This is a genomic window from Psychrobacter sp. PAMC 21119 (assembly GCF_000247495.1).
In the GTDB taxonomy this organism is placed as follows: Bacteria; Pseudomonadota; Gammaproteobacteria; order Pseudomonadales; family Moraxellaceae; genus Psychrobacter; species Psychrobacter glaciei.
This window is the reverse complement of sequence record NZ_AHVZ01000021.1, coordinates 30970-44905: the sequence shown is the minus strand read 5'-3', so window position 1 is coordinate 44905 and position 13936 is coordinate 30970. Positions and strand designations below refer to the sequence as shown.

Genomic DNA, 13936 nt, shown 5'->3' with positions numbered 1-13936 from the left:
GTAGGAGGTAGTGGTCAGTTAGCGTTTTTTAATGGTCGTACCAGCTTGAGTGACGTTATTTAACCAGCGCTGTCGACGTCTGGCAGGACTGTCATAACGCAGTAATAGCCACAATAAGCGAGCGTAAATAGCGGGAATCGTTAAGCGCCCACCTGCTATCACATGATAGTCATACTGCCAACTACCAGCAGCATAACTGTCACTCACTCCGCCAAAAGGCGATTGGCTGGCACATATCACCATATGTCCATGCTCATAAGCAAGCTGTAGAGCTGCTGCTAATGCGTCTGAATAAGGAACATTGCCTGCACCAAACCCCAATAGCATAATGCCAGATGGCGGCTGCGACAATAACGCTTGTAGCTGATTGCTCATCACCTCAGTGTCATTAGGTAAACAATATAAAGCATGGATGCGTACTTGCTCAGCGCGACTTTGAATAGCATCAATTATATCGTACTGGTCATCCAGCCAATGCTGCCGTCGTGTATCTGGTAACGTTCTGATATAGCTATTGGCCGGATAAGCCGCTCGAGAATGTCCGGTAAATGCCATCAGATCGTGACTGTGTATCTTTTGCACCGTTTGTGCTGGCCATGACTCGCCACTAAAGCAGATCTTAACACCAGATTCACCAGCTGCTGCCAGTTTTAAGGCGTCCGTCAGATTGTCCCACGCGTCACTGTTCGCATCGACGCTATAGTTATGCAAAACCTCACTGTCTAGTAACGGACGCATGCTACCGGTTACGACAATACAAATATCGCTGCCCGCAAAAGCTTCCGCTAAAAACGCCCCTAAGTAACTTAAAGTGTCAGTACCAGTGATTAATACAAAGCGTCTGTCACCTTGTGCATAAGCGTTTAATAGGAGCGTGTAGAAATGTATAAAGTCGCTGGGCGTGAGCTGGCTGCTGTCTTTAATTAGGGTATTGTCGAGCCATGAAATTTGAGGTAGATTGCCCGAACTATCTTGCTCAACTAGCAGCTGTTGCAATGTGGGTAAAAATATTTCTGCTGACAAAGGCGCTAAGGGTCGTCCGTAGCTACCAAAAGTGCCACCAGCATAAATGAGTTGAATGGGGTCGGATAAGTTTTTTGTCATAGCAGGTGATGGCATAATATTGGCACAGTCAAGGGAGGCAAAAAAAGAGACGAGAGAGCTTGGTAATGATAGGTAGTATGATGATAGATAGTATAAGGGCTAAATGCAAAAAAAATCAGCAAGTATTTATTCTAAATGATTAGAGAATACTTGCTGATACGAGATGAGGTTATTGACTATGCAGTGCGGTCAAGTAGCATTTGAGCTTGTTGCTGCTGCTCGCTATTACCTTGAGTCATGACTTCGTTTAGCAAACGTTTGGCACTGTCATATTCACCCAACTGTAAATATTGACCAGCCAAGTCTAAAGTGACTTGATTGCTATCTAGTGTTTTGACAAAATCAAAGTCTGCGGCAAAACGTAAAGAGAAATCTTCTTTTGTTTCGACTTCATTGTAAGTAACAATCTCACTGTCCACTGTACTTACATCATACTCAGCATCGACTGGAGTCGTCGCCGTTGGTGCATCTGCTAGCGAGTTAAAATCAAAATCATCGTTTGCTAATGTGTCTTCATCAAACGTCAATGGCGTAGCTGGTGCCATGCTTGATGCTTCAATATGAGTGTTTTCTAAAGCATTATTATCAAGTGGCTGATCTTCAAGGCTACTGTCTTCAAAGCTACTGTCTTCAAAGTCATTGCTTTCGAAATTATTGTTTTCAAAGCTGTCGTTTTCAAGGTCGTTGTTTGCAAGATCATTGTCTTTAAAGTTGTTCTCTTCAAGGATAAAATCACCCAGATCATTATCTTCTGCAAGAGCAGGCTGTTCACTTTCTAAGACATTGTCTATAGCAACTGATTCATCGATATCGTCTAAAGACAATACAAAGTCGTCTTCACTATTCTGAGTCACATCTGTCGTAGTTTCGCCAGTCGCCTTGGCAGCATCTGTATCCACACCAGCCTCTAAGTCTGAAAAATCTAAGACAAAGTCTTCATCTTCTAACATGATGTCTTGAGGCGCACTGTCAGTAGTGGAGCTGACAGAAGGTTCAGTAATATTATCCGTCTGCTCAGGCAAATCAAGGCCAAAATCAAAGTCGCTGATATCGTTGTCTTGAATGATAGGCGTAGTATCGCTAGCATCTAGAGTCAGATTTTCCTCTTCGACGATGTCGACCTGACTGACAGGCATAACGCTAGTAGCGGTTGGCTCGTCGCCATCATTTTCTAGGTCATTAAGCGTCAGATCAAACGTGTCATCGACATTTTCAATGGTAGGATTGACATCATTAAAGTCATCAGACAGTCCTGATTTTTCGGTAGGTTCATCGATTAGAGGTGTAGCGCTATCTTCAGCAGTAACCGTATCTTGAACAGTCGGTGTATTGACGGCTTGGCTGGCAGGTAAGTCAAAATCCAAACTTTCAAAGTCAGTATTTTGAGTATCTTCTGCCGCTACCGCATACTGTGCTGCTTGGTTTTGCTCTTCAGTGAGTAATGATTTTAGTTCATCGGCTTGTGCGATGCTTTTTGGGTCACTGTGACTTTTAATGTCATCATAGACGCGATGAAAGTCATCCGTTTGATTGGTAGTTGCGTATATACCTAAGAGCTTCAGCAATAGCTGACTGTCATTGGGTTTTTCTATGAGACCACGACTGAGTGTTTCAATGGCTTTGTCATAGCGCTGTTGATTTATAAAGCGCTGCGCAACCGATAGGTTATCAAATTTGCCTTCGTTATCAGCACTTTGCTGCGTAGGACTGCGCTGCTTGGCTCCAGATGTAGTCGCTGGGTTGCTGGCTGCCAAATTCTTGTCGGCCTGCCCAGCCGTAGGTGCTGATGGCTTCTGCGCCTTGTTCTTGCGCATTACCAAGACGGCTATGATTAAAATAAGTACCAGTCCGGCGATGATATATAGCATATTGTCCATAGTTACTCCCACGCCTACGATCACTGTTGCAGCACACTGCGCTGATCAGTCAGGCAATTATTGATTGCGTAATTTTTTGAGACGAGCTTGAAGCTCCGCCAGTTTTTGGTTTTGTAATTGCAATTTACTAGTATAACTGTCAAGCATATTGTTGGTTTTTGACAGGCGCTGTGCTTGTGACGCAGCTTCTTGCCTAGAGGCTTTGAGCGTTGCTAAGGTCTCTGTACTGAGACCATTGCCCGTGGCCGTTGCTGCTTTAGCATTATTGCCGTCGGCGTTGCCATTTTTATCAGTATTAGAACTAGGTGCGAGCACAGAAAAACGCGCTTTTGATAATATCTGGGTTTTAGTGGCGGCTGGCTTCTTAGGGCTTTCAGAGTTTTGAGCTGCTTGAGTTGTCTCAGATGCTGTCTCAGTTGTCGTTTTAGCCGCTGGTTTTGGGGGCGCTGCTTTCTTGACGGTAGGGGTGTTTGCGCTCAGTCTATACTGTCTTTGAGCATTAATAGCCGCTTCCAAGTTTTGCTGTGATGGCACGACTTCATAATTGGGTAAGCTCAGTTTAGCATCCGCTTTTAGTTGATCTGCATCTTTATTGATAAAAGCATTCGGGTTTTGTGCCTGAATTTGTTTCATGACCGTTTGAACGTCTAGGTTGTTTTTTTGGGCAATTTGCTGAGCAATAACCCATAAGCTATCGTTGCGCTGTACTTGATAGTCAACGGACGTGCTAATAGCGCGATTAGTTGCTGTGTTAATTGTAGCGGCAGTATTGCTATTCACTGTAGGCGACACTGCGGCAACAGCGCTAGAGGGGATGTTGCTTGGTGCAGCAGTAGTAGCGCTATTAGAATCTGACTTTGCCATTGATGCAGTGCTGGCAGCATTGTTATTCGGCATTGGCGATGCAGGAGCGTTGGCCATGATGCCAGTACTGGTCTTATTGCTAGGCTGTATCTGTCTTGTGATTTGTATATTTAAAATATCGAACTGTTTGTCAGTGATTCCAGCAATTGTCTTATTATTATTTACCGTTGTACTGTCAGCCATGCTTTTATTGGTCATCACTTTGTTTTCGACAGGGTTGCTAGTTGCCTTGTCAACAGGACTGATATCTACAGCGCTAGCAGCCGTTGTCATGACGTTGTTGCTATCATTCAAACGCCCATTATCCAAGCGACTTGGGGCATAAATAGGACGATTGCTCTGCGGTGCAGAGGTAGCTATTACTGGCAAGTTTGAGGTAACTGTCGTCGCTCTAGGTGTTGATATCAATGGCGGCGGCGCACCTTTTCTAACCGTCAACGGTTTGGCGTTGGTAGCTGAAATGACAGGCAAATTGGGTTTCTTTGCACCGGTCACGATATTTTTAGAAGGTTTGTTAAATGGCTTAATAGGTATGCTGTCATCAAGAGGCATGAGCAATGTCTTAGGAATGACATTGCGTTGACCTCCGTCATTAATGGCTAAGACCACATCGGCAAAAGGCTTAGAAACGGGCTGCGTGGTGTTGATCAAAACTTGCCCGCTGCTGGCTGACGTGGGTCTAAAACTCACCGTCATTGAATCCGTTGGCGTAAGCCCCATTTGTTGATAAATAATAGGGTTCGCTAAGCTGGCTGAAAAGTCAGCGGCTTTAATGTCAGTCACTATTATACTGGCGGCTAAGGGTTCGTGCTGCGCAGAGGTTACGACAGTCTTACCGATCGTTGCTGCCTGCGCGCTAGACGATATAGCAATAGAGCCTATTGAATAAAGTAACGCCATCGACACCGCACAATTTACAGTAGTCAAGCGATGAGATAAATGACGAGACATGTGCAGCCCTTAGAGTGTGAGTTACTTGTGCTGTTATAACAAAATACGCTTTAGTTTACCAGTTTATTTCATAGACGTTACTTTTTAGTAGCTACTAAAAAGTAACGTTGACTAATAATGCCTAATAATGTTGCAACTTTAAAGGTATTACCTGATTTTTTTGTCAAGGAGCATCGCATCGCCATAACTAAAAAAGCGATATTCAGCTTGGATAGCATGTTGATACGCCTGTTCGATAGCGGCCTTGCCCGCAAATGCTGATACGAGCATCAATAGGGTAGACTTGGGTAAGTGAAAGTTAGTCAATAAACGATCTATGACTCCAAATTTAAATCCAGGATAGATAAAGATATCGGTGTCGCCTGACCAGCTAGCAAGTGCTTTGCCGTCAGCCGCTGTTTTTTGATACGCTGTTTCTAGTACGCGCGTCACCGTTGTGCCAATAGCGATGACTTGCTTGCCATTCGCATGGGTTTGATTGATAAGGTCGGCGGTCGGTTGCGGTAGATGCGCGTATTCGCTGTGCATGGTGTGGTTGAGCAAGTTATCTGTCTTTACAGGGGCAAAAGTACCAGCGCCAACGTGTAGTGTGACAAATGCTGTATTGATCCCTTTTGCTGCAAGCTTGCTTAATACACTCTCATCAAAATGCAGACTGGCTGTGGGTGCGGCAACGCTGGCAAGCTTGGCTGGATCATGAAAGACCGTTTGGTAACGGGTATTGTCCGTGGCATCGGCATGACGCTCAAAGTAGGGCGGAATGGGCAACTCACCATAAAGCTCTAAATGAGGCAAAATAGGCGCGTCAAATGCTAGGATAAATAAATTGTCTTGGCGACCAATCATTACGCAGCCCATATGACCATCCGCAAGCGCCAGTCGCTGACCAAGCTTGGGGGCTTTACTGGCTTTGACATGACAAAATGCTACATGCTCTTTAATAACTGGCTGCTCATCTGTCGTCACTAAGTGAAGAGTCGCTATATCCAAATCCGAGATATTAACCAAACGTTCAATCAATACTTCAACCTTGCCGCCAGTATCTTTTTGACCAAACAAGCGCGCTTTCATGACTTTGGTATCGTTAAATACGATCAAATCGCCTGCATTTAATAGATCAGGTAATTCAGCAAATAAACGATCTTCGGCTTGACTGATCTTATCACCATGATGGTCGGCAGGCAGATATAATAATTTTGAAGCGGAGCGTTCTGACAACGGGTAACGAGCAATCAGAGTATCTGGTAGCTCATAATCGTAATCGTCTACGCTTAAATAGTCTAATATATCAGCGTTTGTATCAGTATGAATGGCGGTATTACTATCGGCAGCTACAGGGCGAGAGTCGGTCATAATCAGTCTTTGAATAGATAGGAATTTTGGCGTAATTGTAGCAGAAATGAGCATATGAAGGGATAGTTTGCGAAAGGATAAACTGGTATAAAAGCTATTTTAATTATTCAAATAGCCTAAGCATTTACTGTAAACAGTAGATAGCAGCTTACTGCTTTAACACTAGAAATTCATTAGGTTATTCAAAAAGGTTTAACTGTGGCAGTAATTGCGTGGCAGGGGTTAATGAAGAATAAGTAACCCCAACCAACCTAATAGGAAGGTCACGTGGAATGTCTAAAAATAGCTTATCAAGCCAATAATGAGCAGAGTTAGCATTGGAGAATGCCGTCGACAAGGTGTGCGAGCGTGTAATTTGAGTAAAATCAGCGTATTTTATTTTTATGGTAATGGTATAAGCAATCAGCTGTTTTTTTTGCATTTGTCCAAACGCATCGTCATTTTGCTCGTAGATTTGGGCTCTTAGTGCGTCATTATCACTTAAATTGTCTCGGAATGTGGTCTCAGAACCCACAGATTTATGCGTGCGCTCAGATTTGACAGGGCGCTCATCACGACCATGAGCAATATCGTGATAAAACTGGCCGCGTTTGCCAAACTCCTGCACCAATACGGCGGCTGGTATGCGTCGAAGATCAGCACCATTGCTCACGCCCATCGCATGGAGGCGCGTAGCAGTTGCCTTACCAATACCGTGAAAACGCTCAATAGGTAGCGTACTGATAAACGCATCAGCATCGGCTGGGGTGATAATCGCTGTGCCATTCGGTTTGTTGATATCAGAAGCAATTTTTGCCAGCATCTTATTAAACGACACCCCAGCAGAGGCAGTTAATCCGGTCTGTTCTAAGATTTGCGCCCGTAGCCAATTAGCCATCAAAGTCGCAGAACCTTGCTGGACTTGCAAGCCAGTGACATCGAGATAAGCTTCATCTAGAGATAAGGGTTCAACATGCGGGGTCAAGCGGTGCATGATACTGCGGATATCACTGCTGACAGCACGGTAGACATCAAAGCGTGGTCGCACAAACACCACGTCTGGACAGCGTTTGCGTGCCTCATAACAGGACATTGCAGACCGCACACCAAATTTACGCACTTCATAGCTCGCCGCTGCCACCACACCGCGACCATTTGGGTCGCCGCCCACTACCAAGGGCTTGCCACGTAACTCAGGGAAGTCGCGCTGTTCAACACTGGCATAAAAGGCATCCATGTCGATGTGAATAATCTTACGCGGGCTAGGGTTGATAGAAGCGGTCATGACCACTATTTTACCTGATATTATGGTTATTTTGGTATTGATTGTTAGGTATATGAATGAGTTACAGCGATGTTTTTGAACCTATTCATGCAAAAGGAATAACGGCAATCAGCAACTTTTATTTGAAGGTTTTGAGCGTTAATATATCTATATTAATGCAGCTGTCTGTATCGACCATATATAAGTAAATAGCTGCTGCATGAGTTATTGTATAGGCATAAAAAAACCTCCGACTAGGGAGGGTTTTTTATTTTAAAAATGGTACCAGTGGTCGGACTCGAACCGACACGCTTTATAGGCAACGGATTTTGAATCCGTCATGTCTACCAATTCCATCACACTGGCATGTTAGATAATAAAGTTTATAATGCGAACTTTATTGAATTGGGCTACAGGGTTAACTCTGTATAGGCTGCGTATTATAGCAGCCTATTTTTGAGCGTCAAGAATTATTTATAATAATTGTGATTTTAATCAAATTAATCTTAACCGACAAACGCTCTTTCGACCGCATAGTCGGCTTGAACGCCCATGCGTGGTGACACAGTGAGACCGAAACCATCTAGAATCTCAGAGACTTCCGCATTAAACGGCATGCTGCCACATATCATGACACGGTCATCGTCTTTGTTAATTGGCGGTAAACCAATATCTTCAAAGAGTTTGCCTGATCTCATCAAATCGGTAACGCGGCCTTGGTTTCTAAATTCTTCGCGAGTAACCGTTGGGTAATAAATAAACTTCTCGCGGAACCATTCACCAAAGATTTCATCGTTGGGCAGCTCATTTTCGAACATATCACGATAAGCCAAGTCATCGACATGGCGTACACCATGCACCATGATGACTTTATCAAAGCGTTCATAGACCTCAGGATCACGTGCCAAGGCCAAAAATGGCGCAAGCCCAGTACCCGTTGACAGCATATAAAGGTGTTTGGCTGGTAGTAAATCATCTAAGACGAGCGTACCCGTGGGTTTTTTGCTGACCAACAGCTCATCGCCGACCTTGATGTGCTGTAGGCGTGACGTCAAAGGACCATCTGGAACCTTGATAGAGAAGAACTCTAAATGATCTTCGTAGTTGGGGCTAGCAATCGAATAAGCGCGTAAGAGTGGTCTGCCATCGACAACGATACCAATCATCGCAAACTCGCCATTGCGAAAGCGCAAACCATCGTCACGTGTGGTTTTGATGCTAAATAAGGCATCATTCCAATGATGAACCTCTGTGACCGTTTCGGTGCGAAGTTTTGACATAAAGTCCTCGTTAATAAATCACTATTTTTATCGTTAAGTGTAAATGAGTATTAAATTGAAATTTTCAATGATATGTTTTGGGGGCTAACAATATATAAATGGGTAATCATCAAAATTGCTAATAACGGCTCATACTTTGAAATATCTGTTATCTATAAACCAATAAGGTGATGAATTTATGAATCAAGTTATAGAGCGTTTTTCCACTTTCATACTAGGGCGTGTCCTCAATTCAACCGATAGCGATCTAAATGGGCTAAAAGTGGTTAAATCTTGCCAGACATCGTCAATTAGCTAGGTAATATCTCGATATTATCTGCGCTATTTTCCTTGTTTGACTGCCATTTACCTCACTTTTATCCTCATTTTTAAAATGAGGACACGCCCTAGGAATTGTAGAGTAATAGCGAGGGTTTTTATCCCCATGAGCAATACCGCTGTCGTATGAATGCAAGCCATTCTCAATAAATTTCTCGATCATAATACCAAACTTTAAAATAAAAATCTGTCTAGCAGCCGCTATGTAGCATGATAAAATGGAATATCGTTAGTGAGTAATTTTGTATGATTGAGCCAACTGTCTTAATAAGGGCCGTTTGCCATCATTGGAGTGGATATATGTCTGACCATAATGCATCTTTGGATGACCATCATCGAGCACCTATTATTGGCTATCATCGTGCGCCGCTTTCACAGAAGTTTGGTGCGCCAAGGCAACCGAATTTGGTGGCCTTGACCAGTGTGATTGAGATGCTAGCGCCTTATGATACGCCAGCGGCATTCATTGGTTTGGAAGCATTTAGTCATATTTGGATCAGTTGGCAGTTTCATCATAATTATGTGGATAAAACCAATCAAGCGAGTAAAGATAAGCAGGTAAATAAAGCAGACAGCCGCTTTCGCCCGCAAGTTCGACCACCAAGGCTTGGGGGTAATCAGAAAATAGGGGTATTTGCCAGTCGCAGTATGTATCGACCATCCGCTTTGGGATTGTCTGTGGTCAAGTTTGAGCGTATTGAAATAGTACAAGGTCGAGTGTTACTTATTATCAGCGGTGCTGATATGATAGATGGCACGCCCATTATCGATATCAAACCTTATGTGGCTTATAGTGATGCATTAGTGCATGCAAAAAGTGGCTTTGCGCCTTCTGCACCCATGTCATTGGATGTGACTATAACGGAGTTTGCTTACCATCAATTTACACAAATGGTGGTCAATAAACAGCCTCATAAAGAACCTAATGAACTATGTATAGTAGCGGCAGTCATTGACAAGGTAAGAACGCAACTCATACGATCTGACCTCGATGCTATCAAAGCATTGATTGCACAAGATCCGCGTCCTGCCTATCGCCGTGAGGAAGTAAATAAACAGTTTGTTATGCGCTATAAGTCTGTCGATGTCAGTTTTCAGTTGATAGAATCGGGACAGTTGCAGATAACGGACGTTGTAGCAGTGGTTTTGTAGCGTGAGAGAGTAGCGCGTTCTTTATGTCGTTTTTATTTATACCAATTTATCGACATCATAAAACAGTTGGTTTGCAAAAAATTCTAATAAAAGAAGAAAAATATGTCTGCTCAAAAGTATTCGATCGTGATTGATTTGCGTTGGTGCCTAGATGAATTATTGGCGGATAAGGTGATTGATCAGCGTGGCTACAATTTGGTGATTACCAGTCGCCGTGATAAGGCGCAGCATCCGCTCCTCACGATTAGTGAATTTGGCTTACCCAATGGACATGCTTTGGATAATGAGCAACAACAGAAATTGACACTGCCATGGCTCAATGAATGGCTGGCTGTCAAAGCAGATATGCCGCTCGTACGTATTGATCCTTTAAAAGTTGATGTGCCAGCCGTCACGCAGTTGATGTCTTTTGAGTATGCGCGCTCACAGCATATTTTGCCGATTGAGGTGACAATTGATGAAGTCGTCATCGGCACCGACCAGCCTTTTTATAGTGATTGGCATGGCAATATTGAAAAGCTCATTAAGTCTAAAAGCTTTCGTACGGTATTTATCAATCCTGAACAGATCAACCGTTATCGGCAAGAGTTCTATCAAGTCACGCAAGCGATTGCAGGAGCAAATAGCATCCACAAGCGGGCGGCGGCGGATGTCACCAATGTCGAGGCATTATTGCAATTGGGTGACAATACCAATCCTGATGCCAATGACCAACATATTGTCAAAGTCGTCGATTGGTTGTTGCAATATGCCTTTGAGCAGCGCGCCAGTGATATCCACTTAGAGCCTCGCCGTGAGACCGGAAAAGTGCGTTTTCGTATTGATGGCGTGCTGCATACCGTCTACGAGATGCCGCTGGCGATTATCGTCGCGGTGACGGCGCGGATTAAAATTTTAGGACGACTCAATGTCGCAGAAAAGCGCAAACCTCAAGATGGCCGCTTAAAAACCCGTACGCCAAAAGGTCTAGAAACTGAGCTGCGTCTATCGACGATGCCGACTGCCTTTGGTGAAAAGCTGGTCATGCGGGTATTTGACCCAGAAGTGCTGGTGCGCTCGTTTGCTCAGCTTGGTTTGTCAGGTAAGCAGCTTGATACTTGGCATGAGCTGACTGCGCATCCAAACGGCATTATCTTGGTCACGGGTCCGACTGGCTCAGGTAAAACCACAACGTTGTACAGTACGCTTAAGCAGCTCGCCACTGAGCAGGTCAACGTCTGCACGATTGAAGACCCGATCGAGATGATTGAGCCAGCCTTTAATCAAATGCAGGTGAATCCAGGGGTTGATCTGCACTTCGCTGATGGTATCCGCTCGTTAATGCGTCAGGATCCTGACATTATTATGGTTGGGGAGATTCGCGATGCTGAGACTGCCAATATGGCGGTGCAAGCATCGCTGACTGGGCATTTGGTGCTCTCGACGTTGCATACCAATGATGCGCCAAGTTCACTCACTCGCTTACATGATTTGGGTATTCAGCCGTTTTTAACTTCAGCGACTATATTAGGGGTCATGGCACAGCGTCTACTACGGACATTATGTCCGCACTGCAAAAAACCGCTGGATGTGACTGCAGATAGTGAAATTGCAATTCAATGGCAGGAATTGGTTCAGCCTTGGCGTGCGCCCGTGCCAGCACAAATTTATATAGCGCAGGGCTGCGGGCATTGCCGTCATACGGGCTATCAAGGTCGCATCGGTCTGTATGAAATTATGCCGCTATCGAATGAGCTCAAAAAAACTGGTTGCTGCTGATGCCAATTTGGACGTGCTAAAGCAGCAAGCGTATCGCGAAGGTGTGCAGCCGTTGCGCTTATCGGGCGCAAAGCGCATCAGTGAAGGCGTGACGACCTTAGAAGAGGTGATGCGTGTGGTGCCATTGCATTGACCTTAAATAGCCAATGCTCGCTATGGTAAAACGTCGCTTTATGACTTGATTATTTAACGCTCCCATCGTACATTTTGGCGAATAATTTTGGCTGGTGTACCAGCAATCATGCAGTTGGGCGTCTCGACTGGTTTATTGACAAATGCCCCTGCTGCAATGATACAACCGCTGGCGATAGAGACGTTTTTAGAGATGGTCACATTGGCGGCGATCCAAATATGGTCTCCTAAAATGACGTCTGTATGTGCCTTATTCACTCGCGCGTTAGTGTCTATATCATAGACCTTGTGGACGTCAGTCGCTCGAATTTCGATACCACGTGATATCATGCATGATTGACCAATGGTCACACTTTTATCGCGAGCCAAAATATAGCAATCGATGGCGGTGGTATGATTGCCGATATAAATATGCAGATGATTACCGACAACCAATAATTGCCCCGAAAACTTAACGTGCTCTCCAATCGTGACTTGATTATGATTACCATTGATGTCAATTTTTAACTGATTAAATTTGCCACCCTGACCGATAGTGATTTGATTGTCATGACCTTTGCGAATGGTAATGGTTGAATTACCAATGATGCGCGCGACTTTAGCAATACTAATATGATTATCATGCCCTTTATCTTGTAATAAAAACCGCTTTTTGTATAACCGTTTGGGTAACAATGCTTTTATGATCGGAGAAAGACTGATGGGTTTTTTGTGGTTCATAATAAAGGGCTTATGAGAAGTGAGTAGAAGGCGTAATGTTTTCGCTAGCGCATGGCTTTTATGGTTGGTTAGCTGTCTTTATATCAAGGCTCATGTCAAAACTCATGTCAAGAATATAGTCAGTTTTGATACCGTTTCAGACACGGTTAACCATACCTCTGATAGTGTACCGCTAAACTTTACTTGAAAACAGCTGCCTTTGGGGCAATCAATACGACTGTTACTAATATGATTGTTACCAATACGACTGTCACTTTGAAGACTTATTCCTAATATTTTTTATTTATTCATTTTTATTAACGAGAGTATTTATGTTTACTGATAGCCATTGCCATCTTAATTGTCTAGATTTAACCAAGTATGATGGTCAATTGTCTGGTGCGATTGACGCAATGAAAGCCGCCAATGTCACTCGGGCAATGGCGATTATGTGTGATTTTGCTGAATATGACGAGATTGCCCATATCGTTAGCTCCTATGGCGATGAGACGCTAAATCTTGGCATGAGCGTCGGTATCCATCCTTGTGAAGATATCAGTATCTTGCAATCAGCGACGGTCAAGCGTTTGATCGAAACGGCTGATGCCGACCATGTATGGGCGATTGGGGAAACGGGGCTGGATTATTATTGGTCAACTGAAAATAAAAAAGAGCAGCAAGCCAGCCTTGCACGTCACATTCATGCCAGTCAAAGTTTAAAAAAACCACTCGTCATACATATGCGCGATGCCAAAGAAGATACGATTGATATCTTAAAGGCGGAAGGCGCTGAGCACGGTATTATTCATTGCTTTACTGAAGATTGGGAGACGGCCAAGCGGGCGCTAGATTTAGGGTTCTATATCTCGTTCTCAGGTATTGTCAGTTTCAAAAGCGCACAAACCATCAAAGATGCCGCAAAAAACATGCCTAGAGACCGACTGCTTATCGAAACCGACAGTCCTTATCTAGCACCTGTACCTAAGCGTGGTAAACCCAATGAGCCAGCCTATGTACCCTACGTGGCAAGTTGTTTGGCAGATATGTATGGTTGTAGTAGTGATGAGGTTGGGGCATTGACCGCAAAAAACTTTGAAAATTTACTGGCACAGTACCATTAAAATCGTTATGCTATGACCACTCAGTCATTTATTAGATAGTCTTATTACTTTACGCTATTTTTACTTATTATCCCGAGCGTAAGC

Annotated in this window: 9 protein-coding genes, 1 tRNA gene and 1 pseudogene; 3 read left to right on the top strand and 8 right to left on the bottom strand. The window is 43.9% G+C overall.

Translation table 11 applies throughout. From position 1 onward, the window contains the following. Nucleotides 1-18: 18 nt before the first annotated feature. From RH96_RS08580 to RH96_RS08550, 7 genes are all read right to left on the bottom strand, one after another. Complete coding sequence (locus RH96_RS08580; RefSeq protein ID WP_010199819.1) at nucleotides 19-1119, bottom strand: asparaginase; 1101 nt, start codon at nucleotides 1117-1119, stop codon at nucleotides 19-21. 161 nt (nucleotides 1120-1280) lie between these two features. After that, nucleotides 1281-2981, bottom strand: a complete 1701-nt coding sequence (locus RH96_RS08575) for a FimV/HubP family polar landmark protein (protein ID WP_010199816.1) — start codon at nucleotides 2979-2981, stop codon at nucleotides 1281-1283. Between the two features lie 57 nt (nucleotides 2982-3038). Beyond that, nucleotides 3039-4796 (bottom strand): FimV family protein, encoded by a 1758-nt coding sequence (locus RH96_RS08570; RefSeq protein ID WP_010199813.1) that lies wholly within the window; start codon nucleotides 4794-4796, stop codon nucleotides 3039-3041. Nucleotides 4797-4943: 147 nt separating this feature from the next. Continuing rightward, nucleotides 4944-6149 carry a tRNA preQ1(34) S-adenosylmethionine ribosyltransferase-isomerase QueA gene (queA, locus tag RH96_RS08565; protein WP_010199811.1) on the bottom strand — a complete coding sequence of 402 codons (1206 nt, stop codon included), beginning with the start codon at nucleotides 6147-6149 and terminating at the stop codon, nucleotides 4944-4946. 178 nt (nucleotides 6150-6327) lie between these two features. Continuing rightward, on the bottom strand, nucleotides 6328-7413 hold the full coding sequence (dinB, locus tag RH96_RS08560; protein WP_010199808.1) for a DNA polymerase IV: 1086 nt from the start codon (nucleotides 7411-7413) through the stop codon (nucleotides 6328-6330). Between the two features lie 259 nt (nucleotides 7414-7672). After that, nucleotides 7673-7758, bottom strand: a tRNA-Leu gene (locus RH96_RS08555). 140 nt (nucleotides 7759-7898) lie between these two features. Next, nucleotides 7899-8672, bottom strand: coding sequence for a ferredoxin--NADP reductase (locus RH96_RS08550; RefSeq protein ID WP_010199805.1), 774 nt, complete (start codon nucleotides 8670-8672; stop codon nucleotides 7899-7901). 618 nt (nucleotides 8673-9290) lie between these two features. Here RH96_RS08550 and tsaA point away from each other — a divergent pair. Together tsaA and RH96_RS08535 are read left to right on the top strand one after the other, a co-directional pair. Then, nucleotides 9291-10142 carry a tRNA (N6-threonylcarbamoyladenosine(37)-N6)-methyltransferase TrmO gene (tsaA, locus tag RH96_RS08540; protein WP_010196202.1) on the top strand — a complete coding sequence of 284 codons (852 nt, stop codon included), beginning with the start codon at nucleotides 9291-9293 and terminating at the stop codon, nucleotides 10140-10142. A 102-nt stretch (nucleotides 10143-10244) separates the two neighbouring features. After that, nucleotides 10245-12033 (top strand): annotated as a pseudogene (locus RH96_RS08535) (GspE/PulE family protein). Nucleotides 12034-12086: 53 nt separating this feature from the next. On the opposite strand, the gene RH96_RS08530 reads toward RH96_RS08535, so the two are convergent. Beyond that, nucleotides 12087-12752: an acyltransferase gene (locus tag RH96_RS08530; RefSeq protein WP_010199796.1), complete on the bottom strand. Its 666-nt coding sequence runs from the start codon at nucleotides 12750-12752 to the stop codon at nucleotides 12087-12089. Nucleotides 12753-13063: 311 nt separating this feature from the next. Between RH96_RS08530 and RH96_RS08525 the strand changes: the two genes are divergently transcribed. After that, nucleotides 13064-13852 (top strand): TatD family hydrolase, encoded by a 789-nt coding sequence (locus RH96_RS08525; protein ID WP_010199794.1) that lies wholly within the window; start codon nucleotides 13064-13066, stop codon nucleotides 13850-13852. Nucleotides 13853-13936: the final 84 nt, after the last annotated feature.